The following is a 21,869-nucleotide window of genomic DNA, read 5'->3' as shown; positions in this document are numbered from 1 at the left end:
CCCGTTGGCCGTGCAATTCCTCTGGCACACCAGCCAGATGCCACGAGCCGGAACGCCACAGCCAGTCGCCACGAGCTGACCGCCACGAGCCAGGGGAGAGCAAAAGATGGCACACCACCCGCATCAGCAGGCCATACGAGCCGCGGCAGCGCGCCTGGGCCGCCGCCGCTTCCTCACCGTCACCGGGGCCGCCGCGGCCATCGCCTTCAGCACCAACCTGCCCAGCGCCCACGCCACCGAGCAGACCTCGCACGCCCTGGGCGACGACCCCTTCACCCTCGGCGTGGCCTCCGGCGATCCGCTGCCGGACGCCGTCGTGCTGTGGACCAGACTCGCCCCGCGCCCGTACGAGCCGGGCAACGGACTGCCCGACGAGGGCTTCGTGTACGTGGACTGGGAGATCGCCCACGACGAGCGCTTCAGACGGGTGGTCCGCAAGGGCAAGACCGTCGCGCACGCCGAGTTCAACTACACCGTGCACGTCGACGCCAAGGGCCTCGACGCCGACCGCGTCTACTGGTACCGCTTCCGCGTCGGCCGCTTCACCAGCCCCGCCGGCCGCACCCGCACCGCCCCCGCCACCGGCGCCCACGTCCGCGAGGGCCGCTTCGGCCTGGTCTCCTGCCAGGCGTACCACGACGGCTACTTCACCGCCTACGGCCACCTCGCGGGCGAGGACCTGGACGCCGTCTTCCACGTCGGCGACTACCAGTACGAGTACGCCGTGAGCTCGGTCGGCGGCGCGCGCAACTACACCGACCGCACCCTGCCCGCCCTCTTCAACACCGAGACCATCACCCTCGACCAGTACCGGCTGCGCTACGCCCTCTACAAGACCGACGAGGACCTACAGGCCGCGCACGCCGCCTTCCCGTGGTACGTCACCTGGGACGACCACGAGACCGAGAACAACTACGCGGGCGACATCGACGAGAACGGGAACCCGCCGGAGGAGTTCCTGATCCGCCGGGCCGCCGCCTACCGCGCGTACTGGGAGAACATGCCGCTGCGCATGCCCCAGCAGCCCGACGGCCCCGATATGCGGCTCTACCGCCGCTTCCACTACGGCAGGCTCGCCCAGTTCGACATCCTCGACACCCGCCAGTACCGCTCCAACCAGGCGTACGGGGACGGCTGGCAGTACCCGGGGCCCGAGTCCGAGGACCCGTCGCGCACCCTCACCGGCGCCGCCCAGGAGCGCTGGCTGCTCGACGGCTTCCGGCGCTCCAAGGCCACCTGGAACGTGCTTCCGCAGCAGGTCACCTTCTCGCAGCGGAAGAACACCACGGCCGCCCGCTCCAAGCTCAGCATGGACTCCTGGGACGGCTACCCCGCCTCCCGCGAGCGGATCCTCGCGGGCGTCGAGGCGGCCGGGGTGGAGAACTTCGTCGTCCTCACCGGCGACGTCCACGTCCACTACGCCTTCGACATCAAGAAGGACTTCAACGACCCCACGTCCCGCACCCTGGGCGTGGAGTTCGTCGGCACCTCCATCAGCAGCGGCAAGGACGGCTTGGACAAGCCGTCCAACTGGGCCACGTACATGGCGGCCAACCCGCATATGAAGTTCTACAACGGCCGCCGCGGCTATGTGACGTTGACCCTGGACGGCGAAGCCGCCCGGGCCGACTACAAGACGATCCCCGGAGTCACCGTGCCGGGCGCGCCGCTCACCACGGCGGCGTCGTTCGTCAGCGAGGCCGGCAACCCCGGCCTCCAGGACGCCTGACGGCTGCTGCCTGAACCGGCCTGAACCGGCCTGAACCAGTCGGCGAAACGTACGCCGCAGTGTCGGCCGCAGGCGGAAGACGGCACCGCCACTTCAGGCGGTGCCGTCTTGGGGCCCTTCCGCCATCCGCGCGAGGTCGGCCGAACGCCGACCAGATGAACATCGGCTCCGGCTGCGGAGGAAGGCGACGATGGGGGTTGCCCGGGCTGAAAGGGGCCTTCGCCGTATTGGGGGCGCTAAGAGCTCGCACAGATAGGCGGCCACCGGGGGCAGACGAGGCAGGCACAGGTTCCGTGATCATCGAGTTGCGACGCTCTTTGATCAAGGAGATCTGTGCCCGCACTGCCATCATGGCTGACCAAGCCGCTATGGGACCAATTCGCGGCTCTGCTGCCAAGGCACCCGGAGTTCGATCCGGCCCATCCGCTGGGCTGCCACCGGCGCCGGATCGCCGACCGGGATCAGATCGCCGTCGACGGCTCCATCACAAAAGCCCCCGGCGGGGGCGAGGCGGCCGGACGCTCCCCGGTGGTCCGGGGCAAGCAGGGCCTGAAACGCTCGGGCATGACCGACGGTAGGTGGGCGAGGCCGGGACACGACTCAGGGTCATGCCGTCCCCGTATCCGGTGGCGGTGTTGGTGGGCGGGTTCCTGGCGTGCGCGCCCAGCTCGCCGGCGAGTCGCGCGGCATTGGCGGGATCCTTGGCGGTGACGGTCACTGTGTGCCCGCCCACCGGGGCCCGTGTGGCGATGCCCCGGGCCATGTTCCGGGCGCCGATGACGGTGATCTGCACAGGTGCAGCGGTATGTGCGGCCGGGAACGACCGGTGGCACGCGCACCGTCCGGGTTACACGGTCAAGACCCTGACCCGTGCGTGGATGGCTGCCACCGGACAGCCGGTGAAGCATGTGATCGATGCCCGTGTCGCGTTGGAGGTGCAGCGGTTGCCGGCGCACACGGATGAGCCGGTGGCGACCATCGCCCGCCGTCTGAGTTTTCCCGACCCCACCAACTTCGGGAAGTTCTTCACCCGTCACATCGGCACCTGCCCCGGCACCTTCCGCCACATCCACCAGGGCCAGTAGCGGTTCCGTGAAGGCCAGGTGGCGGGCGCGGCCGCTATTCGAAGCGCTTCGACAACGATGTCCGCAGGTGAAAGAAATGTGTCTCACTGCGCAGAGCCTTGCTGTTCAGACGCCCCATCATTACTGTTCCACGGACGCAAGCGCTTCGACACTTCGCACCTAAGTCTGGCAAGCCCGGTGCTTGAAGGTAAGGGGACCGAGCACCGTTCCCGCAGTTCTTGAGCGCGCCACCTCGACGACACGAGCCACCCACCATCGCGAGCAGCACCGCATGCGAACGGAGCGAAGGTGTCAACACGTCAGCTGATCGACCGTCTCGGCCGCCTCGCTTTCGGCGGGGACTCCAACTGCGAGCAGTGGAAGGAACCACTTCGCCCAGGGCCGGCCATCGAGCCGATCAGTCGGCCAACTGCGCAAGCACCTCGGACGGGGCTGGGTCGCGCCGTCCCGAGCCCGGACTCGCCGGCGAGCGACACCTCGCGGCGCCAGAGTCCGCCACCAGACCGGGGGTCCGGAACAACCCATCGCCGTCCTTGGAGGGACACATGAGATGGCAAGCCCTTAAATCCGTCAGCAGCAAGTCGGCCGGGTTCGGTCGGCTGGCCCTGATCGTCGCCGTGATCGCCGGGTTCCTGAGCTTCGCGTCTCCGGCGCAGGCCCAGGTATCCTCCACCTGCGACCGGTGGGGTCAGTACACCCAGGGCACCTGGACGATCTACAACAACGTCTGGGGCGAAAACGCCGGCACGCAGTGCCTGACCGTCAACAGCATCAAGTCCTGGTACGTCGATGCCAACCACTCCGGTGGCGGGATCAAGTCCTACCCGAACACCTCGGTCCGGCCCCAGACGCCGCTGTCGCAGTTGAACTCGGCGGGCTTCTGGTACAACACGTCGTCGGCTCCCGTCGCCGGCAGTGACCACTGGAACTGGACGAGCGACATCTGGTCGACCGGCAACCAGGACGAGATCATGGTCTTCACCAGCTGGTCCGGGACGGCAGGCGGCTGGGGAAGGCAGATCGCGTCCAACGTGACCATCGGCGGCGTCCAGTACGCGTCGGTCTGGCAGGCCGATCCCGGATGGAACGTCCTGCAACTCATCCCCGCCCAGCAGAGCAACACCGGCAGCATCGACGCCTCGGCGGTCTGGCGATGGGCCGCGTCGCAGAACCTCCTGCGCAACACCAATTTCGACACGATGCAGTTCGGCCTTGAGATCACCTCGACCAGCGGCGTGCAGAAGCGGTACTCGCTGAACGCCTACAGCGCCTGGTGGAACAACACCTCCGGCGGCGGATCAAGCATCTAGCCGCAATACGCGCGACACGACGGTGCACTCCGTCCGCGCATAGAGACGAACGCCGGAGCGATTCCCAAACGCATACCTTTCCGCCGGGCCTCGAACGACAAATCCCGGCGGCAAGGTTTGCGGAGTCTTCGAATTTAGGCGGGGTGGAGGTGGCCTTGGGCCCGGCGGGTGGTGACGCAGCGTGTGCGTAGGCGTTGGTTGGTGGGGTTGCGGAAGCCGTGGGCGGCTCGCGCGGCCAGCTTGATCATGCGGTTGATGCCTTCGCTCTTGGCGTTGCTGTGGCCGGTGGCGATGAACGCTTGGATCTCGGGCCACCAGCGGTCGATGGTGCGGACTTCGGGGATGTCGCAGTCGGCGCACCAGGTGAGGAACTTCCAGCGCAGGTGGCCGGTTCGGTGCCGGTCGGTGGTGCGGGCGCGTGCGAGCAGGTCACGCAGCTTCTCCTTGGCGATCCACGCGGTCAGCAGCGTCATGCCGATGTCGCCGGTGCCGATGAGCTGGTTCCACAACGTGCTGAACTGGGTGTCGGTGAGGTCTTCGCGGTTGCGCAGCAGGCGGCGCCGGGCCTTCCATTCCGGGTGGCCGGCCCGTCCGCGCCGGCCGCGCAGGGTGGCGGTGGTGCGGCGGCGCACCAGGTTGAGCATCTTGTTCGCCAGCTGGACGACGTGGAAGTGGTCGACTACCACGGTGGCGTGGGGCAGTCCGGTACGCACGGCGGTCCGGTAGCCGGGGGACATGTGCCACCCGCCGGGCCGAGGAATCGGGACACCGGGCCAGCCGCCCCTCTTCCCTCTTCCCCCTTCTCGCAAACGCTTTGGACCCGGAGGGTCCGAGACGAAACCCGCACCCGCGTGAACCGGAATGCCGCGAGACGGCGCCTAGGCGGCGCGCAGCGCAGCGGAGCGCACCCACACCCGCGCATCATCGATGAGCCCATGGCGGTTACGAACGGAGGTCAGAAGCGCGGTGATAGGCCCCATTGAGGCCCGCGGCGGCAGACGCCGCAGCGGGCCGCATCCTGCTGCTGCTCACCCCTCGTCGGCGGCGTATCGCACACCGATCCGCTCGCGCACCGCGTCCAGCGTGCGCATCACCGCGAGCGAGCCGTCCAGCGGCACCAGCGGGGACTCCGTCTCGCCCGCCCGCAGACACCGCATCACCTCCGCCGCCTCGTGCTGCAGCCCGTGCAGACCGGCGTCCGCGTCCTGCGCGGTGAACTCCTCAGGATCCCGCCCCGGCCGGTGCAGTACGAACCGCTCCGGGTGGAAGAAGCCGCGCGGGAACTCGATCCGGCCCGCCGTCCCGGTCACTGACGCGGTCTGCGGTGTGTCGGCGTTGAGCGAGCAGCTCAGCAGCGCCGTCGCGCCGCCGTCCCAGCCCAGCAGGATCCCGGTGTTCTCGTCCACGCCCTCCGGGGTCAGCCGCGCCCTGGCCTGGATGTCATCGGGCTCGCCCAGCAGCAGCTGCGCGAAGGACACCGGATACACCCCGAGGTCGAGCAGCGCACCGCCGCCCTGCGCCGGGTCGCGCAGCCGGTGCCCGGCGTCGAACGGCCCGGCCAGACCGAAGTCGGCCTGCACCACCCGCACGTCGCCGATCGCGCCGTCCCGGACCAGCTCGGTCATCCGCCGGACGACCGGATTGCAGTACGTCCACATCGCCTCCATCAAGAAGGCGTTACGGGCCCGGGCGAGATCGACCAGCTCGGCCGCCTCCCGCACATTGAGCGTGAACGCCTTCTCGCACAGCACCGCCCGCCCCGACTCCAGGCACAGCCCGGCCGCCATACGGTGCGCCGAATGCGGGGTGGCGACGTACACCACGTCCACCTCCTCATCGGCGGCGAGCTCGGCCCAACTGCCGTGCGCGCGCGGTATCCCGAACCGCTCGGCGAAGCGCTTCGCGGAGTCCGGGCCGCGCGAGCCGACCGCCACCACCTGGGCGTCCGCCAGCTCCAGCAGATCCGCCGTGAACGACGCGGCGATCCCGCCCGTCGACAGAATTCCCCACCGCACGGTCTCGGCCATCTCCACGCTCACTCCGTACACACATCGGTCATGACCACAACGAACTTGCTGAGAGCATAGAGAAGACTCAACAACTCACGGAGAGCTGCATGCCGCCGTCCGGCCATCCGACCGCACCCGACCACAGACCCATATCCGTACCCGAGTCCACCCCCGTACCCGCGCCCTCCCCGAGCCCCGCGGCTCGCCGCGCCGGCCTCCTGATGACCCTCGTGCTCGGCGGGCTCAACGCCCTCCCGGCGCTGTCCATGGACATGTACCTCCCGGCCCTGCCCGAGGTCACCGGCGCGCTGCACAGCCCCGCCGCCACCGTCCAGCTCACCCTCACCGGCTGTCTGGCGGGCATGGCGCTCGGCCAGCTGGTCGTCGGCCCCATGAGCGACAAGTGGGGGCGCCGCCGCCCGCTGCTGGTCGGCATGGTGGTCTACATCGTCGCCACCGCCGTATGCGCCATCGCGCCCACCGTCGAGCTGCTGATCGCCTTCCGGCTGCTCCAGGGCCTGGCCGGCGCCGCGGGCATCGTGATCTCCCGCGCCGTCGTCCGCGATCTGTACGACGGCGCCGCGATGGCCCGCTTCTTCTCCACCCTCATGCTGATCTCCGGCGTCGCGCCCATCGCCGCGCCCCTGATCGGCGGCCAGGTCCTGCGCCTCACCGACTGGCGCGGCGTGTTCGTCGTGCTGACCGTCGTCGGTGTGCTGCTCACCCTCGTCGTGTGGCGCTGGCTGCACGAGACCCTGCCGCCCGAGCGGCGCCACGGCGGCGGCCTCGGCCAGGCGCTGCACACCATGCGCGGACTGCTTGCCGACCGCGTCTTCACCGGCTACATGCTCGCGGGCAGCTTCGCCTTCGCCGCGCTCTTCGCCTATGTCTCCGGGTCTTCGTTTGTGATCCAGGAGATCTACGGCGCCTCCCCGCAGACCTTCAGCCTGCTCTTCGGGATCAACTCGATCGGCCTGGTCGCCGTCGGACAGCTCAACGGGAAGGTGCTGGCCGGGCGGGTCAGCCTGGACGCGGCCCTGTTCGTCGGACTCGCCGCGATCACCCTGTCCGCCATCGCGCTGTGCCTGATGGCCAGTGGGGTCTTCGGCGACGTCGGCCTCGTACCGATGGCCGCCGGGCTGTTCGTGCTGATGTCCGCGATGGGCCTGGCCATGCCCAACACCAACACCCAGGCGCTGATGCGCACCAAGCACGCGGCGGGCTCCGCGTCCGCGCTGCTGGGCACCTGCTCGTTCCTCGTCGGTGCGATCGCCTCGCCGCTGGTGGGCATCGCGGGCGAGCACACGGCCGTGCCGATGACGGTGGTCCAGCTGGTGTGTGCGGTCGCGGCCATGGCCAGTTTCATGGGACTGTGCCGTCCGTGGCAGCAGCGCAAGACCGGCAAGACCGTCTGAACGACCATCTGGATCAGCTGATACGAGAGGTGGGGGCGCTTCCCGAGGGGGAGCGCCCCTGGTGCGCCGGGGTGGTCGTGGCCGCCGGGCGGGGCCCGGACCTGCTCGTCGAGGAGGCCTTCGGCTGGTCGGTGCGCTACGCGGCGTACGACGAGGCCACGGACCGCGGCGTGGAGCTGCCGCGTGAGCGGTGGGTGCCGATGCGGACGGGAGGGCGGGGCGCGGGGCCGGGCCGGGACCGGGGGCAGGACACCGTCTTCGACCTCGCCTCGCTGACCAAGCTGTTCACCACGATCGTCGCGGTGCGGTGCCTTGAGCGCGGCGAGATCGACCTGGACGGCCGGGTCGCCGCGCACGCCCCCGAGTTCACGGCCGCCGCCGAACACGGCATCACCGTACGGCAGCTGCTCACCCACACCTCCGGGCTGCTGCCCGAACTCCCGCTGTACGACTACGCCGGCCACGAACAGCGGCTGGCGAGGCTGCACACCGAACCCCCGACCGCCGCCCCCGGCACCGCCCGCCGCTACTCCGATCTGAATTTCCTGCTGCTCCAGCGCGTTCTGGAGCGGGTGACCGGCCGCTCCCTGGCCCACCTCGTACGCGACGACATCACCCGCCCCCTCGGCATGACCGCCACCCGCTACCGCCCGCCCCGCGCCTGGCTGCCCCGTATCGCCGCCACCGAGGACCAGCGGCGCCCCTGGGCCAAGCTCGACCGCGGCATGCTGCGGGGCGTCGTCCATGACGAGAACGCCTACGCCCTGGGCGGCATCGCGGGCCACGCCGGGCTCTTCTCCACGGCCGCGGATCTGACGCTGCTGTGCCGCGCCCTGCTGGGCGGGGGCCCGCCCGTGCTGCGGCCGGAGTCCGTCGAGCTGATGCTGGCCGCGCCGGGGCTGGGGTTCGAGATCGATCAGCGCTGGTTCATGGGCGAGCTGGCGGGCCGGGGCGCGGCGGGCCACACCGGCTTCACGGGCACCAGCCTGGTGCTCGACCGGGCCACGTCGTCGTATCTGGTGCTGCTGGCCAACACCGTTCACCCGCGCCGCCGCCCGGCCGACAGCGCCCCGCGCGCGGCGGCGGGCACGGCGCTGGCACGGGCGCTGCGGCCCGGAACGCCGGGGCCCTGAGCGGGTCCCTGAGCGGGCCCCTGAGCGGGCCCCTGAGCGTGGCCCTGAGCCCGGGCCCGCCCCCAGAGCTCACTTCTCGAGCGGCTGGGTGAAGCGCAGCAGATTGCCGGCCGGGTCGCGGAAGGCGCAGTCGCGCAGTCCGTAGAACTGGTCCATGGGCTCCTGCAGCACCTCGGCTCCCGTGGCGCTGACGCGCTCGAAGGTGGCGTCGCAGTCGTCCGTCGAGAAGATGACACCGCGCAGCAGGCCCTTGGCCATCAGCTCCGCCATGGTCTGTCTGTCGGCCGGTGAGGCGTTCGGGTCGGCGAGCGGCGGTTCCAGGACGATGCTCACACCCGGCTGCGCGGGCGACCCGACGGTCACCCAGCGCATCCCCTCGAACTCGACGTCGTTGCGCACCTCGAGGCCGAGCGCATCGCGGTAGAAGGCGATCGCCTTGTCGTGGTCGTCGACGGCGATGAAGCAGGTGGAAAGCGTGATCTCCATAGCAATCACGCTACGGCTGCGGGGCGCGCCTCGCCTCCGCGTTCCTGACCGGCCGCGTGTGGATCTTGGCGATGCACGCGGGGATGGCGGCGGCATGGTCGTGGCTGCGGGCCCGGTACGCGCTCGGGCTCTCGCCGACCAGCTCGGTGAAGCGCGAGCTGAACGACCCCAGCGACGTACAGCCGACCGCGAAGCAGACCTCGGTCACCGTGAGGTCGCCGCGCCGCAGCAGCGCCTTGGCACGCTCGATACGGCGGGTCATCAGATAGCTGTAGGGCGTCTCGCCGAAGGCGGCGCGGAAGCTGCGGGAGAAGTGGCCCGGCGACATCAGGGCGCCCTGCGCCAGCGCCGGGACGTCGAGCGGCTCGGCGTAGTCGCGGTCCATCCGGTCGCGGGCCTGCCGCAGCCGTACGAGGTCGTCGAGGTCCTGCCGTTTCATGCGAGGAGTTTCGCACAGAGAACCGGTCCAGGAACCGATCAGGAATGGCCCAGGAACCGATCAGGAATGGAGAAGCCCGGGTCACGGGGCCGTGGCTAGCGTGAACGCCATGACCAACGCCACGCATGACGCCATGGACCTCACCATTCACTGGACCTTCCTCCCGCACCACGACCCCGACGCCTCCCTGGCCTTCTACCGCGACACCCTCGGCTTCGAGGTCCGCAACGACGTCGGACAGGGCAAGATGCGCTGGATCACGGTCGGCCCCGCCGGTCGGCCCGACACCTCCATCGTCCTGGAACCGCCGGCCACCGACCCGGCCATCACCGACGACGAGCGCGGCACCATCGTCTCGATGATGGACAAGGGCACCTATGCCCGCCTCACTCTGGCCACCGCCGACCTCGACGGCGTCTTCGCCCGGCTTCAGGCCGGCGATGCCGAGGTCGTCCAGGAGCCGATCGATCAGCCGTACGGGGTGCGCGACTGCGCCTTCCGCGACCCCGCGGGCAATCTGATCCGCATCAACGAACTGCGCTGACCTCGCTCCTTGCGCTCGCGACCCCGTCCGGCGTCAATGGGACGGGGTCGCGCCGACCGCGCAGGCGGCCTCGCGCACTCGCGCACTCGCGCACTCGCGTAACAGAAAGACGGAGACACCATGAGCATGGCCAAGAAGACGGACCCGCGGCCGCCCGTCGCGCCGCACGCTGCCGACAGCCACGATCTGATCCGCGTGCACGGCGCGCGCGAGAACAACCTCAAGGACGTCAGCATCGAGCTTCCGAAGCGGCGGCTGACGGTGTTCACCGGCGTCTCCGGTTCGGGCAAGAGCTCACTGGTGTTCAACACGATCGCCGCGGAGTCGCAGCGGCTGATCAACGAGACCTACAGCGCCTTCGTACAGGGCTTCATGCCGACGCTCGCGCGGCCCGAGGTCGACGTCCTCGACGGGCTCACCACGGTGATCACCGTCGACCAGCAGCGGATGGGCGCCGACCCCCGCTCCACGGTCGGCACCGCCACCGACGCCAACGCGATGCTGCGCATCCTCTTCAGCCGGCTCGGCAAGCCGCATATCGGCCCGCCCAGCGCATACGCCTTCAATGTCCCCTCGGTCCGGGCGAGCGGCGCGATCACCGTCGAGCGCGGTGCGAAGAAGGCGGTGAAGGCGACCTTCAACCGCACCGGCGGCATGTGCGTACGCTGCGAGGGCCGGGGCTCGGTCACCGACCTGGACCTCACCCAGCTCTACGACGACTCCAAGTCGCTCGCCGAGGGCGCGATCACCGTCCCCGGCTACAAGGGCGGCGGCTGGAACTCCCGGCTCTACATCGAGTCGGGTTTCTTCGACCCGGACAAGCCCATCCGCAGGTTCACGGAGAAGGAGCTGCAGGACTTCCTTCACCGCGAGCCGACCAGGATGAAGATCGCGGGCATCAACATGACCTACGAGGGGCTGATCCCGCGGATCCAGAAGTCGATGCTCTCCAAGGACAAGGAGGCGATGCAGCCGCACATCCGGGAGTTCGTGGAGCGGGCGGTCACCTTCACCATCTGCCCCGAGTGCGACGGCACCCGGCTCAGCGAGGGCGCCCGGTCGTCGAAGATCAAGAAGATCAGCATCGCCGATGCCTGCGCGATGCAGATCAGCGACCTGGCCGAATGGGTCCGCGGCCTCAAGGAACCGTCGGTGACGCCGCTGCTCAGCGCGTTGCAGCAGACCCTCGACTCGTTCGTGGAGATTGGCCTCGGCTATCTCTCGCTCGACCGGCCGGCGGGCACGCTCTCGGGCGGCGAGGCACAGCGCACCAAGATGATCCGCCACCTCGGCTCCTCGCTCACCGATGTGACGTACGTCTTCGACGAGCCCACCACCGGTCTGCACCCGCATGACATCCAGCGGATGAACGGGCTGCTGCTGCGGCTGCGGAACAAGGGCAACACGGTGCTCGTCGTCGAGCACAAGCCGGAGGTGATCGAGATCGCCGACCACGTCGTCGACCTCGGCCCCGGCGCCGGTACGGCGGGCGGCACCGTCTGCTTCGAGGGCACCGTCGAGGGGCTGCGGGCCGGTGGCACCGTCACCGGGCGCCACTTCGACGACCGGGCCTCACTCAAGGAGACGGTACGGAAGCCTACTGGCACGCTGCCGATCCGCGGCGCGAGCACCCACAACCTTCAGGGCGTCGACGTCGACATTCCGCTCGGGGTGCTCTGCGTGGTCACCGGAGTGGCGGGCTCCGGCAAGAGCTCCCTCGTGCACGGGTCGATTCCTACGGATGAGGGTGTGGTGTCCGTCGACCAGAGCGCGATCCGCGGCTCCCGGCGGAGCAACCCGGCGACGTACACCGGGCTGCTCGACCCGATCCGCAAGGCGTTCGCGCAGGCCAACGGCGTGAAACCGGCGCTGTTCAGCGCCAACTCCGAGGGCGCCTGCCCCACCTGCGGCGGTGTCGGCGTCGTGTACACGGACCTGGGGATGATGGCCGGCACCTCCACCACCTGCGAGGACTGCGAGGGAAGGCGGTTCGACGCCTCGGTGCTCGACTACCACCTCGGCGGCCGCGACATCAGCGAGGTGCTGGCGATGTCGGTGACCGAGGCCGAGGAGTTCTTCGGCGCCGGTGAAGCGCGCACCCCGGCCGCACACCGCATCCTCGGCCGCCTCGCCGACGTCGGACTCGGCTACCTCACCCTCGGCCAGCCCCTCACCACGCTCTCCGGCGGCGAGCGGCAGCGGCTCAAGCTGGCCACCCATATGGCCGACAAGGGCGGCGTGTACGTCCTCGACGAGCCGACCGCCGGTCTCCACCTCGCCGATGTCGAGCAGCTGCTCGGCCTGCTCGACCGGCTCGTCGACGCCGGTAAGTCGGTCATCGTCGTCGAACACCACCAGGCGGTCATGGCGCACGCCGACTGGATCATCGACCTCGGCCCCGGTGCCGGCCACGACGGCGGGAGGATCGTCTTCGAGGGCACCCCGGCGGATCTCGTCGCCGCGCGGGCCACGCTCACCGGCGAGCACTTGGCGGCCTACATAGGCGGTTGAGCGGGACGATCAGGCGCCCGGCTCCCCGTCCGTGCCCGCGCCCGGCCAGGCGTCGCCCCAGTCGGCGTCGCGGGCCGTGCGGTAGCGGGGGCCCTGGCGCTTGGTGACCGTCTCGCGGCGCAGGCCGTCGGGGCCGCACAGGTCGAGGAGCACCTGGCCCTTGCGGAGCTGGGGGCGGCGCACCACGCGGGCGTCCGCGGGGGCGGCGGGGAAGCGGGCGGCCGCGACGTACGCGAACTTCTCGTCCTCGTACGGCAGCGAACCGCCCTTCACCTGCCGGTGCAGGGAGGACCGGCTGACCCGGGCCGCGAAGTGGCACCAGTCCGCACCCGGCTCGATCGGGCACTGTGCGCTGTGCGGGCACGGCGCCACCACGCGCAGCCCCGCCGCCAGCAGCCGCTCCCGCGCCTCGCGGATACGGAGGTAGCCGTCCGGGGTGCCGGGCTCGATCAGCACCACGGCCTGAGCGGCCCGGGCCGCCTCGTCGACGACGGCGTGGCGGTCGGCGGCGGTGAGCTCGCCGAGCACGTACGAGACGGTGACCAGGTCGGTCCCGTCGGGGAGGGCGAGCCCGTCGCCGATGACCTGGCGCTGCCAGCGCGCCTCCCGCAGCGCCTCGACCGCCGCACCGCCGGCCAGCTCCCGGCCGAGCGCGAGCGCGGGCTCGGCCCAGTCCAGCACGGTGGTGGCGCGCTCCGCGTCAGGCCAGGCCGCGGCGGTCGCCCACGTGGCCGCACCGGTGCCGCCGCCGATGTCGACATGCGAGCCGGGACTCCATCCCGGCGCCCCCGCCCGAAAGGCGGCCAGCGCCGAGCGCACGGCCTCGAACGTCGCGGGCATCCGATACGCGGCGTAGGCGACGACGTCGGCCCGGTCGCGCAGCACGGGCGCGTCGGTCGGGGTCCGCCCCCGGTAGTTCTCGATCAGCCGCCCCGTGGCCTGCGCGGCCTGCCGGGCCGACAACCCATCGACCAACCCGGCCAGCGCGGCGCGCAACGTCTCGCCCGTACGGGCGCCCTCGGCGGCGGAAGCGTGCATCCGCCAGAGTTTACCGCTCGCGCGACCGCCTCCCGGCCGGTCGATGGCGCCCCGGCGGCGGGGTGGCGGCGCCCCGGCGGCAGCACCTTCGCGGCGGCCGGGGCGGTCCGGGCTAGTGGCCCGGATCTCGTAGTTCCTGCGTGCAGCACTTCACGCTGCCGCCGCCCTTGAGCAGCTCGCTCAGGTCCATCGCGATCGGCTCGTAGCCCCGTTCGCGCAGGGGGCCGAAGAGTCCGGCCGCCGCTTGGGGGAGTACGACATGGCGGCCGTCGCTGACGGCGTTGAGCCCGAGGGACGCGGCGTCCGCCTCCGTGGCGATGATCGCGTCGGGGAAGAGCCGGGCGAGTACGGCCCGGCTGCCCGGGGAGAAGGCGCCGGGGTAGTACATGATCTCCGTGTCCGTCGTGTCGTCGAGCACGCACAGCGCCGTATCGAGGTGGTAGTAGCGCGGATCGACGAGGTCCAGGCCGAGCACCGGGCGGCCGAAGAACTCCTGCGCCTCTGGGTGCGAGAGCGGGCTGCTGCGGAAGCCGCGGCCCGCCAGCAGCCAGGACGCGGTCACGGCGAAGTCGCCCTCGCCCTCGTTGACGTGCTCGGGCTCGCGCACCTGGGCGTACCCGTGGGCGCGGAACCACTCCAGGTGGGCCGCCGCCTCCCCGGTGCGTTCGGGATGGGCGAAGCGGGCGCCGAGGACGCGGCCGTCGACGACGGTCGCGCCGTTCGCCGCGTACACCATGTCGGGGAGGTCGGGCCGGGGCGGCAGTTCCTCGACGGTGTGGCCGAGGGAGCGGTAGCGGTCGCGCAGGTCCTCCCACTGGGCGAGCGCGAGCGGGAGGTCCACGGGCTTGGCCGGGTCCATCCAGGGGTTGATGGAGTAGGTGACCCGGAAGTGGGTCGGCGGACACATCAGATAGCGGCGCGCGGTGGCGCGGCGCTCAGGGGTGCGCAAGGACAAGGATGGCTCCTCACGGGAATGCAGGCCCGTACGGATCGTCGTACGCGGTCCTGGACATATGGTGCGCCCCGGCCCCCGCCCGGGGCATGAGCCGTATGGATGGTTTAAAGAGGTCGATAGGTTGTCCGCCATGGCCGACAAAGCAGCCGACAAAGCAGCCGAAAAGGCAGCGCCCGACTCCGCCCGCCGCAGCGAACGCGCACGCCGGGCGATCCTCGACGCCGCCCTGGAGCTCATCGGCGAGATGGGCTACCCCCGGCTGACCATCGAGGCCATCGCGGCCCGCGCCGGGGTCGGCAAGCAGACGATCTACCGCTGGTGGCCCTCCAAGGCCGCGGTGCTGCTCGACGCCTTCACCGCCCAGGGGGAGACACCCCAGGGGGAGACACCCCAGGGGGAGACCCCCGAGGGCGGCGAGCCCGCGCTGCCCGACACCGGGGACCTGGAGGCGGACCTCAAGCTCGTGCTGCGGGGGGCCGTCGACCAGATGAACGCCCCCGCGTACGACCTGCCCGCCCGCGCGCTGACCGCCGAGGGCCTGGTGAACCCCGAGCTCGGCGCCCACTTCGTCGCCCGGGTCCTGGAGCCGGGGCTGCGGCTGCTCGCCGAGCGGCTGCGGGCCGCGCAGGACGCCGGGCAGATCGGGCGGGACGTCGACCCGGACGTCGTCGTCGAGTTGGTGTGCGGCCCGCTGACCCACCGCTGGCTGCTGCGCACCCATCCGCTCAGCCACGACTACGCGGACGCGGTGGTCGATACGGCGCTGCGGGGGATCCTCAAGAAGTGATCCGCGAGATCAGCGACGGGTGAACAGCGAGGTCAGCGACAGGTGAACAGCGAGATCAGCGACAGGTGATCCGTGAGGTCAGCGCGGTGTCCGCGTCAGCAGCGTCGGCGCGTCCGAGATGATGCCGCCGCAGCCCAGCCGCAGCATCCGGTCCCGCGCCTCGGGCGTGTTCACCGTATGGGCCCACACCCGGCGTATGCCGGAGGTCACCGCCCGCCGCAGGTCCTTCTTCCGCGCCTGGTAGTCGACGTCCAGCAGATCCACGAACCCCCGCCACATGCGGGGCCGGTCCTCGCGCAGCTGCTGTGCCGAGCGCCACAGCTGCGTCAGCAGCCCCATCCGGTGGGCCTGCCGGGCCACCCGGAGGCTGTTGGTGTTGACGAAGACGGAGCGGGTCAGGCCGCGCTCGTGGATCATCGCGGACAGGCGGGGCAGGCTGTCGGAGTCCTTCGCCTCCACCATCAGCACCTTGCGCCTGCCGAAGCGGTCCAGCGCCTCGCCGACGGTCGGCGGCGCCTCGGGCAGCCACAGGCCGGGCAGATCGGGGCCCGGCCGCAGCCGTATGGAGCGCCACTGGGCGGCGGTGAGCGACTTCACGGAGCCGGTCGAGTACGTCGTACGGTCCAGCGTCGCGTCGTGCATCACCACGAGCGTGCCGTCCCGCAGCATCCTGGTGTCGAAGTCCAGGACCTGGGCGGCGGCCCGCTCATAGGCGGCGGTCAGGCCGGACATGCTGTTCTCGGGGACTTCCAGGGCGCCGCCGCGGTGCGCCACGTAGGTGATCGGCGGGAGCGAATCGGCGGTCGGGAACCCGCTGCGCCGCCCGGACGGGAGGGGCGGTTCGGCGGTTGGCGCGGCGGCCGGTGCGGTGGTCGGCGCGGTGGTCGGCGCAGCGGCCGGCACGGCCAGGGTGAGGACCGCTATACCAGTCAGTAGAGACCTCGTGACCATAAAGGGAACGCTAGGGGCGCCAGTTCGGTTATGCCTGATATCCGCACCCAGAGGGGGGTCCTGTGCACCCCGGATGCGGACACCGGCCACCTCCGGAGCAGGATGGTGGCAGCATTAAGACCATTGGGTCGGTATTCGGCGGTACCGGTGGGGAAGCGAGGCGGTAGATGGAACGCAAGGGCAGGTTCTCCCAGTGGCTGCGTCGGCCGCGGAGCGGTGCGGGCGGCGACACGGGCACGGGGGCGGGCGCGGCAGGCGCCCGCGAGGATCTGCTCATGGCCGCTGCCGCGGCCGGGTTCCCGCTCGCGCCGGCGGCCCACCCCTCCGGCTACGGCTGTTCCTGCGACCGTATCGGCTGTCCGACCCCGGCCCGGCACCCCGTCTCCTTCGCCTGGCAGACGCAGGCGACCACCGACCCGGAGAAGGTCGCGCGGTGGCTGCGGAGCGACCCCGAGGCGAACTTCATCACCGCCACCGGTATGGCCCACGACGTGCTGGACGTGCCCGTGGCCGCCGGCCGGCTGGCCCTGGAGCGGCTGGGCGAGGCGGGTGTCGAGGTCGGTCCCGTCGCCACCACCAGCGTCGATCACCAGGAGCGCATGCTGTTCTTCACGGCCACCCGTGGCACGCCGGAGGACGAGGACGAGTGGTGGCCGTGTGAACTGGACTGCCATCCCGAGACGATGGACGAGCACCCCGGGCTGCGCTGGCACTGCCGGGGCAGCTATGTGCTCCTGCCGCCCGCGCGGCTGCCGGGGGACGGCCAGGTGGCCTGGCTGCTCGGCCCGGAGCGGCCGCTGCCGGACCCGCTGTCGCTGCTGGAGTCGCTGACCGACGCGTGCGCCCGGCTCGCGGACGAGGGGCATGAGCACGAGTCGCACGCCTGGCCGATAGGACGCTGACGGGGGCGGCGCCGGGAGTCGCCGGGAGAGCGGGGGCCTGCTCAGCACGGCCCTGCTCAGTGGGGTCAGCGGGGCCCCGCTCAGTGGCTACTCGCCCTTCGCCGCCGTCACGCCCTCCAGCCGGTTGAGGAACACCACCTTCGGGTCCGCCGCGTCCTTCGCCGGCACCCGTACCGCCGACTCCGACACCCGGGTCAAGGTCACCGACTTCTTCGCCTCGCCGGTCATCAGCGCCTTGATCTGCGGGGTGGGGTTGGGCCGGTAGCCCTTGGCCATGGTCTGCTTCTGCCGGTGGTGGGAGGTGAAGAAGACCAGCGCTCCGCCGTCGCTCAGGCGCAGCCCCACCGGGGCGTAGCGGGCGCCTTCGGCGGCCGTGTCGATGTACTCGGTCCAGAACTTCGGGGTGCGCAGGAACTTCTTCCGCGAGGTCCGCAGCCCCGACGTCGCCTGGCCGTCCGCGAAGACCTCGCCCTTGCCGGTCATCAGATAGTCGGTGTACTCGGCGCTGAGCTCATCCGGACGCGACGCCAGCTTGGGCGTGGCCCCCTCGGCCGGTACGGACTTCGCCCAGCCGTCCTTGTCGATCTGGAAGGCCGGCACCTCGTCCTGACTGAGGATCGACAGATACGCGGCCTTCCACGGCTCGTTCGCCCCGTCCCGCGTGAAGACCAGCAGCCAGCGGTTGTCGTCGCGGTTGCTCTCGGTGTTCGCCACGAAGAACTTCGGCCAGCCGACCTGCTTGGGTATGACATAGCGCGCGTCGTTGAGCTTCAGCGGCGGGTAATCGGGGTTCCCGTCGGGCTTGTCGGCGTGCTGCGCCTTCAGGTCGGCGGCGCTGATGTCCAGCAGCGGGCCGGTCTGGACCTGGCCTGCCAGCGCCGGATCCAGCTCGCTGTAGGACTTGTTGTAGACGTCCGTGAATCGCTTGAGCGCCTTGGGCGCCTCATCCTTCGCGATGGACGGGATGTTCTCCCGCTCGCCGTGCACCGTCATGCAGCCTGTCAGCGTCATCGCCAGCGTCACCGCCGCTGCTGCCGCGGCTGTAGGAACTGCGCACCGCCGACGCTGTGACCTGCGTGTCATCGGACTTGGGCTCCTTCGGGACTGCTCTGGTCGGCGCAACCCTACCGGGGAGCAGGAAGAAGGCGAGCGTGGGGACCAGATACAGCAGCCACACCGTGACCTGCAGAACGGTCGGGTCGGGCTGGAAGTTGAAGACGCCCTTGAGCAGGGTGCCGTACCAGGAGTCCGGCGGGACGGTTCCGGTGATGTCGAAGGCCTGGCTGTGCAGACCGGGGAGGAATTCCGCCTCCTGAAGGTCGTGGAAGCCGTACGCGAGCACGCCCGCCGCCACGATGACCAGCATGCCGCCGGTCCAGGTGAAGAACTTCGCCAGGTTGATCTTCAGCGCGCCGCGGTAGAACAGCCAGCCCATCAGGACCGCGGTGAGCAGCCCCAGCACCACCGCGATCAGCGGCTGCGATGTGCCGTCGTCGCTGGTCTTCTGCACCGCCGCCCAGACGAACAGCGCGGTCTCCAGGCCCTCGCGGCCCACCGCCAGGAAGGCGGTCACCACCAGCGCGCCGGTGCCCATCGCGAGCGCCGCGTCCAGCTTGCCGTGCAGCTCGGCCTTCAGATGCCGGGCGGTGCGCCGCATCCAGAAGACCATCCAGGTCACCAGGCCGACCGCGACGATGGACAGCGAACCGCCCAGCGCCTCCTGGGCCTTGAAGGTCAGCTCCTGCGAGCCGAACTGCAGCGCGGCGCCGAAGCCCAGGCTCACCGTGACCGCGACGCCGATGCCCAGCCAGACCGGCAGCAGCGCCTTCCGGCGGTCGGTCTTGACCAGATAGGCGACGAGGATGCAGACGACCAGGCTGGCTTCCAGCCCTTCGCGCAGTCCGATCAGGTAGTTGCCGAACACGAGGTTGGCCTTTCTCTTGTTCTTCTCGGGCCGCTCAGGTGAACAGCGCCCGTCCCCACCAGTCGTCCGCGCCGCGGACGCCCGGCGGGACGGCGAACAGCGCCGAACCCACGTGCTGGATGTACTCGTTGAGCGCGTCGTTACGCGCCAGCTTCTGCTGCACGGGGATGAACCCCTGCCGCACGTCCCGCTGGTACGCGAGGAAGAACAGCCCCGCGTCCAGCCGCCCCAGGCCGTCCGTACCGTCGGTGAAGGAGTAGCCGCGGCGCAGGATCCGCACCCCGCCGTTGGAGTCCGGGTGGGCGAGGCGGACATGCGCGGTGGGCAGCATCGCCTTCAGCAGCGGCTCGTCGCGCTCGCGCGGCTTGCCGATGGGCGCGCCCTCACCCTTGGTGCGCCCGAAGACGTCCTCCTGCTCCTTCAAGGAGGTGCGGTCCCAGGTCTCGATGTGCATCCGGATCCGGCGGGCGACCAGATACGAGCCGCCGACCAGCCACTCGGGGCCGGCCTTGGCCCCCACCCACACATGCTTGTCCAGGGCCGCGGAGTCGGTGCCGGCGATGTTCCGGGTGCCGTCCTTGAACCCCATCATGTTGCGCGGGGTCTGCGCGTCCGGCGTCGTCGAGGACGTCTTGCCGAAGCCAAGCTGCGACCAGCGGATCGCGACCTTGCCCATGCCGATACGGGCCAGGTTGCGGATCGCGTGCACCGCCACCTGAGGGTCGTCCGCGCACGCCTGGACGCACAGGTCGCCGCCGCTGCGCGCGGCGTCCAGGTTGTCGCCGGGGAACGCGGGCAGGTCGACCAGAGCCTCCGGGCGGCGCCCGGCGAGGCCGAAGCGGTCCTTGCCCTTCTTGTCCTTGAAGAGGGACGGCCCGACGCCGAAGGTGAGGGTCAGCCGGGACGGCTTGAGCCCCAGCGCCTCGCCCGTGTCGTCCGGCGGGGCCTCGGCGAGCCCGCCGACCGCGCCGCCGCCGACCGCGTGGCCCTGCGTCATCCGGGCGGCCGCCTTCGTCCACTCCTTCAGGAGCGCGATCAGCTCGTCGCGGTCGTCGGTGGTGACGTCGAAGGCCGCGAAGTGCAGCCGGTCCTGTACGGCGGTGGAGATCCCGGCCTGGTGCGCGCCGTAGAAGGGCACCGCGGCCCCGCTGTCGGCCACCGGCTGTGTGTCGTCGCCGGAGTTGCTGAGGGCGGCCGCGGCGCCCCCACCCGCCGCGGCGCCCAGCGCGAGCCCGGCGCCGCCCCAGCCGAGCAGCGCGCGGCGGGAGGGGACGGTGCGGCGGGTGGCGGTCGGCTGGTCGTCGGTCGCGGGCTGGTCGTCGGTCGCGGGCTGGTTGATCTCGGGCTGGTCGCTCGTGGACCGGTCGTCGGTCCGGGGCTGGTCGGTCATGGTCGGCGCGCCCCTACTTCGCCACGGCCGCGGCGAGCTTGGACAGCGGCTCGGCCAGGGCGTTGACCGCGTCCGACAGCTCCTTGCGCTTGGCCTCGCCGACGGTGTCGTACGACACGAACCCATCGCCCTTGCGGTACTTGTCGAGAAGCTTCTTCACCGCCGCGAACTGCTTGTCCAGGTCCTTGGTCAGGGCCGGGTTGTTCTCCGAGGCCACCGGCTTGAGCAGCTGGTACGACTTCTCGGCGCCGTCGACATTGCCCTCGAAGTCGACCAGGTCGGTGTGGCTGTAGCGCTCCTCCTCGCCGGTGACCTTGCCGGTCTGCACCTCGTCGAGGAGTTCCTTGGCGCCGTTGGCCATGCCGGTGGGGGTGATGTCCGCCGTGCCGACGCGCTTCTGCCAGTCCTTGAGGTCCTTGATCAGCTGGTCCGCGAGGGTCTTGTCCTCGGCGGTGATCTTCTTGTCCTTCCACAGGGACTTCTCGAGCCGGTGCCAGCCGGTCCACTTCTGGCCCTTCTCCAGACCGTCCTCGCGTATGTCGACCTTCGGGTCGATGTCGCCGAAGGACTCCGCGACCGGCTCGGTCCGCTCCCAGCCGACGCGCGAGGGCGCGTACGCCTTCTTGGCGGCCTCCAGGTCGCCCTTCTTGACCGCGTCCGCGAACGCCTGCGCCTTGGGCAGCGTCTCGTCGGCCTGGGCCTGCGCGTAGGCGCGGTAGTCGGCCACGGCCTTGTCCAGCTTCGGGTTCCGCTTGGCGACCTTGCCGCCGGTCACGGTCACCTTCTGGCGGATGCCGTGGCCCTTCATACCGGGCTTGCAGGCGATCTCGTAGGTGCCCGCCTTGATCTCGGCGGTGATGCTGGCCTTGAGGCCGGAGCCGATGTTCTCCCGCTCGGTGACGATCCGGTCGCCGGGCGCGTAGACGTACACCTCGGTGACCTTGGAGCCCTTGTTCTCCACCGCGAGCTTGACGTGCCCGGCCGGGAACTTGGTCTTGGAGACCTCGCACTTGTCGTCGGACGCCGTGATCTGGATCGCGTCGGAGCCCTTGGCGTCGGACTTCTCGGCGCAGCCGGACACGGCGGCCAGCGAGGCCACCGCCGCGATGGCGGTGACGGCGGAAGAGCGGGCGGCTCTCATAAACGGGACTCCAGTCGAGATCGGGCAGCATGCCGATATGGCGGCATGTCGAGACAGGGGCCGGATAGGCCGCCCTAACTTAACTGAGGCTTACCTACCCAGCTCCAGCTCAGCCCCAAG

The 21,869-nt window shown here is 70.6% G+C and carries 19 protein-coding genes and 2 pseudogenes; 10 read left to right on the top strand and 11 right to left on the bottom strand.

What is annotated here, in order from left to right:
- The first annotated feature begins 106 nt into the window (after nucleotides 1-106).
- The 4 genes and pseudogenes from ACH4U7_RS06650 (at nucleotide 107) to ACH4U7_RS06635 (ending at nucleotide 4,124) form a co-directional block, all read left to right on the top strand.
- The gene (locus ACH4U7_RS06650; RefSeq protein ID WP_398526880.1) at nucleotides 107-1,729 is read left to right on the top strand and encodes an alkaline phosphatase D family protein; all 1,623 of its coding nucleotides are present in this window, start codon (nucleotides 107-109) and stop codon (nucleotides 1,727-1,729) included.
- 333 nt (nucleotides 1,730-2,062) lie between these two features.
- Nucleotides 2,063-2,305, top strand: a pseudogene (locus tag ACH4U7_RS06645) (IS5/IS1182 family transposase); the annotation flags it as partial.
- Between the two features lie 254 nt (nucleotides 2,306-2,559).
- Nucleotides 2,560-2,814, top strand: a pseudogene (locus tag ACH4U7_RS06640) (helix-turn-helix domain-containing protein); the annotation flags it as partial.
- A gap of 545 nt (nucleotides 2,815-3,359) precedes the next feature.
- A complete protein-coding gene (locus tag ACH4U7_RS06635; protein ID WP_398526879.1) occupies nucleotides 3,360-4,124 on the top strand; it encodes a hypothetical protein in 765 nt (254 codons plus the stop codon).
- Nucleotides 4,125-4,258: 134 nt separating this feature from the next.
- Here ACH4U7_RS06635 and ACH4U7_RS06630 read toward each other — a convergent pair whose 3' ends face one another.
- A complete protein-coding gene (locus ACH4U7_RS06630) occupies nucleotides 4,259-4,861 on the bottom strand; it encodes a transposase (RefSeq protein ID WP_398526878.1) in 603 nt (200 codons plus the stop codon).
- 291 nt (nucleotides 4,862-5,152) lie between these two features.
- Nucleotides 5,153-6,151, bottom strand: coding sequence for a Gfo/Idh/MocA family protein (locus tag ACH4U7_RS06625; protein WP_398526877.1), 999 nt, complete (start codon nucleotides 6,149-6,151; stop codon nucleotides 5,153-5,155).
- Nucleotides 6,152-6,240: 89 nt separating this feature from the next.
- On the opposite strand from ACH4U7_RS06625, the gene ACH4U7_RS06620 reads away from it, so the two are divergent.
- Both ACH4U7_RS06620 and ACH4U7_RS06615 read left to right on the top strand, forming a co-directional pair.
- On the top strand, nucleotides 6,241-7,548 hold the full coding sequence (locus ACH4U7_RS06620) for a multidrug effflux MFS transporter (protein ID WP_398526876.1): 1,308 nt from the start codon (nucleotides 6,241-6,243) through the stop codon (nucleotides 7,546-7,548).
- 17 nt (nucleotides 7,549-7,565) lie between these two features.
- The gene (locus ACH4U7_RS06615) at nucleotides 7,566-8,681 is read left to right on the top strand and encodes a serine hydrolase domain-containing protein (RefSeq protein ID WP_398527016.1); all 1,116 of its coding nucleotides are present in this window, start codon (nucleotides 7,566-7,568) and stop codon (nucleotides 8,679-8,681) included.
- Between the two features lie 69 nt (nucleotides 8,682-8,750).
- Here the strand turns inward: ACH4U7_RS06615 and ACH4U7_RS06610 are convergent, their stop codons facing one another.
- Complete coding sequence (locus ACH4U7_RS06610; RefSeq protein WP_398526875.1) at nucleotides 8,751-9,167, bottom strand: VOC family protein; 417 nt, start codon at nucleotides 9,165-9,167, stop codon at nucleotides 8,751-8,753.
- A gap of 10 nt (nucleotides 9,168-9,177) precedes the next feature.
- A complete protein-coding gene (locus ACH4U7_RS06605; RefSeq protein ID WP_398526874.1) occupies nucleotides 9,178-9,606 on the bottom strand; it encodes a helix-turn-helix transcriptional regulator in 429 nt (142 codons plus the stop codon).
- Nucleotides 9,607-9,739: 133 nt separating this feature from the next.
- On the opposite strand from ACH4U7_RS06605, the gene ACH4U7_RS06600 reads away from it, so the two are divergent.
- Nucleotides 9,740-10,150, top strand: a complete 411-nt coding sequence (locus ACH4U7_RS06600; protein ID WP_398527015.1) for a VOC family protein — start codon at nucleotides 9,740-9,742, stop codon at nucleotides 10,148-10,150.
- A gap of 120 nt (nucleotides 10,151-10,270) precedes the next feature.
- Complete coding sequence (locus ACH4U7_RS06595; protein WP_398526873.1) at nucleotides 10,271-12,661, top strand: ATP-binding cassette domain-containing protein; 2,391 nt, start codon at nucleotides 10,271-10,273, stop codon at nucleotides 12,659-12,661.
- 9 nt (nucleotides 12,662-12,670) lie between these two features.
- On the opposite strand, the gene ACH4U7_RS06590 is transcribed toward ACH4U7_RS06595, so the two are convergent.
- Both ACH4U7_RS06590 and ddaH read right to left on the bottom strand, forming a co-directional pair.
- A complete protein-coding gene (locus tag ACH4U7_RS06590) occupies nucleotides 12,671-13,699 on the bottom strand; it encodes a small ribosomal subunit Rsm22 family protein (protein ID WP_398526872.1) in 1,029 nt (342 codons plus the stop codon).
- 112 nt (nucleotides 13,700-13,811) lie between these two features.
- Nucleotides 13,812-14,648, bottom strand: coding sequence for a dimethylargininase (gene ddaH / locus ACH4U7_RS06585; RefSeq protein WP_398527014.1), 837 nt, complete (start codon nucleotides 14,646-14,648; stop codon nucleotides 13,812-13,814).
- A 136-nt stretch (nucleotides 14,649-14,784) separates the two neighbouring features.
- Here ddaH and ACH4U7_RS06580 point away from each other — a divergent pair, with 136 nt between their 5' ends.
- Nucleotides 14,785-15,441 (top strand): TetR/AcrR family transcriptional regulator, encoded by a 657-nt coding sequence (locus ACH4U7_RS06580; protein ID WP_398526871.1) that lies wholly within the window; start codon nucleotides 14,785-14,787, stop codon nucleotides 15,439-15,441.
- Between the two features lie 78 nt (nucleotides 15,442-15,519).
- Here ACH4U7_RS06580 and ACH4U7_RS06575 read toward each other — a convergent pair whose 3' ends face one another.
- Complete coding sequence (locus tag ACH4U7_RS06575) at nucleotides 15,520-16,392, bottom strand: glycerophosphodiester phosphodiesterase (protein ID WP_398526870.1); 873 nt, start codon at nucleotides 16,390-16,392, stop codon at nucleotides 15,520-15,522.
- Between the two features lie 167 nt (nucleotides 16,393-16,559).
- On the opposite strand from ACH4U7_RS06575, the gene ACH4U7_RS06570 reads away from it, so the two are divergent.
- Nucleotides 16,560-17,294, top strand: coding sequence for a bifunctional DNA primase/polymerase (locus ACH4U7_RS06570; protein WP_398526869.1), 735 nt, complete (start codon nucleotides 16,560-16,562; stop codon nucleotides 17,292-17,294).
- An 87-nt stretch (nucleotides 17,295-17,381) separates the two neighbouring features.
- Here the strand turns inward: ACH4U7_RS06570 and ACH4U7_RS06565 are convergent, their stop codons facing one another.
- Genes ACH4U7_RS06565 through efeO form a run of 4 tightly spaced genes read right to left on the bottom strand, consistent with a single transcriptional unit; the run spans nucleotide 17,382 to nucleotide 21,749 of the window.
- Complete coding sequence (locus ACH4U7_RS06565; RefSeq protein ID WP_398526868.1) at nucleotides 17,382-18,287, bottom strand: hypothetical protein; 906 nt, start codon at nucleotides 18,285-18,287, stop codon at nucleotides 17,382-17,384.
- Entirely contained in the window at nucleotides 18,238-19,218 is a 981-nt protein-coding gene (efeU, locus tag ACH4U7_RS06560) for an iron uptake transporter permease EfeU (RefSeq protein ID WP_398526867.1), read from the bottom strand. Before efeU ends, ACH4U7_RS06565 begins: the two co-directional genes overlap by 50 nt.
- A gap of 34 nt (nucleotides 19,219-19,252) precedes the next feature.
- Nucleotides 19,253-20,608 carry an iron uptake transporter deferrochelatase/peroxidase subunit gene (gene efeB, locus ACH4U7_RS06555; protein WP_398526866.1) on the bottom strand — a complete coding sequence of 452 codons (1,356 nt, stop codon included), beginning with the start codon at nucleotides 20,606-20,608 and terminating at the stop codon, nucleotides 19,253-19,255.
- A 13-nt stretch (nucleotides 20,609-20,621) separates the two neighbouring features.
- Nucleotides 20,622-21,749 (bottom strand): iron uptake system protein EfeO, encoded by a 1,128-nt coding sequence (gene efeO, locus ACH4U7_RS06550; RefSeq protein WP_398526865.1) that lies wholly within the window; start codon nucleotides 21,747-21,749, stop codon nucleotides 20,622-20,624.
- Nucleotides 21,750-21,869 lie beyond the last annotated feature (120 nt).

It is taken from the genome of Streptomyces sp. NPDC020845 (assembly GCF_044334165.1).
Lineage (GTDB): Bacteria > Actinomycetota > Actinomycetes > Streptomycetales > Streptomycetaceae > Streptomyces.
The sequence above is the reverse complement of the archived record's forward strand: the minus strand, read 5'-3'. Positions and strand labels throughout refer to the sequence as shown.

What these genes read in the sequence shown, in the direction of transcription:
- ACH4U7_RS06650 (WP_398526880.1), top strand. Translation starts at nt 107, where the DNA reads ATGGCACACCACCCGCATCAGCAGGCCATACGAGCCGCGGCAGCGCGC.
- ACH4U7_RS06635 (WP_398526879.1), top strand. Translation starts at nt 3,360, where the DNA reads ATGAGATGGCAAGCCCTTAAATCCGTCAGCAGCAAGTCGGCCGGGTTC.
- ACH4U7_RS06630 (WP_398526878.1), bottom strand. Translation starts at nt 4,861, where the DNA reads ATGTCCCCCGGCTACCGGACCGCCGTGCGTACCGGACTGCCCCACGCC.
- ACH4U7_RS06625 (WP_398526877.1), bottom strand. Translation starts at nt 6,151, where the DNA reads ATGGCCGAGACCGTGCGGTGGGGAATTCTGTCGACGGGCGGGATCGCC.
- ACH4U7_RS06620 (WP_398526876.1), top strand. Translation starts at nt 6,241, where the DNA reads ATGCCGCCGTCCGGCCATCCGACCGCACCCGACCACAGACCCATATCC.
- ACH4U7_RS06610 (WP_398526875.1), bottom strand. Translation starts at nt 9,167, where the DNA reads ATGGAGATCACGCTTTCCACCTGCTTCATCGCCGTCGACGACCACGAC.
- ACH4U7_RS06605 (WP_398526874.1), bottom strand. Translation starts at nt 9,606, where the DNA reads ATGAAACGGCAGGACCTCGACGACCTCGTACGGCTGCGGCAGGCCCGC.
- ACH4U7_RS06600 (WP_398527015.1), top strand. Translation starts at nt 9,740, where the DNA reads ATGGACCTCACCATTCACTGGACCTTCCTCCCGCACCACGACCCCGAC.
- ACH4U7_RS06595 (WP_398526873.1), top strand. Translation starts at nt 10,271, where the DNA reads ATGAGCATGGCCAAGAAGACGGACCCGCGGCCGCCCGTCGCGCCGCAC.
- ACH4U7_RS06590 (WP_398526872.1), bottom strand. Translation starts at nt 13,699, where the DNA reads ATGCACGCTTCCGCCGCCGAGGGCGCCCGTACGGGCGAGACGTTGCGC.
- ACH4U7_RS06580 (WP_398526871.1), top strand. Translation starts at nt 14,785, where the DNA reads ATGGCCGACAAAGCAGCCGACAAAGCAGCCGAAAAGGCAGCGCCCGAC.
- ACH4U7_RS06575 (WP_398526870.1), bottom strand. Translation starts at nt 16,392, where the DNA reads ATGGTCACGAGGTCTCTACTGACTGGTATAGCGGTCCTCACCCTGGCC.
- ACH4U7_RS06570 (WP_398526869.1), top strand. Translation starts at nt 16,560, where the DNA reads ATGGAACGCAAGGGCAGGTTCTCCCAGTGGCTGCGTCGGCCGCGGAGC.
- ACH4U7_RS06565 (WP_398526868.1), bottom strand. Translation starts at nt 18,287, where the DNA reads ATGACGGTGCACGGCGAGCGGGAGAACATCCCGTCCATCGCGAAGGAT.
- efeB (WP_398526866.1), bottom strand. Translation starts at nt 20,608, where the DNA reads ATGACCGACCAGCCCCGGACCGACGACCGGTCCACGAGCGACCAGCCC.
- efeO (WP_398526865.1), bottom strand. Translation starts at nt 21,749, where the DNA reads ATGAGAGCCGCCCGCTCTTCCGCCGTCACCGCCATCGCGGCGGTGGCC.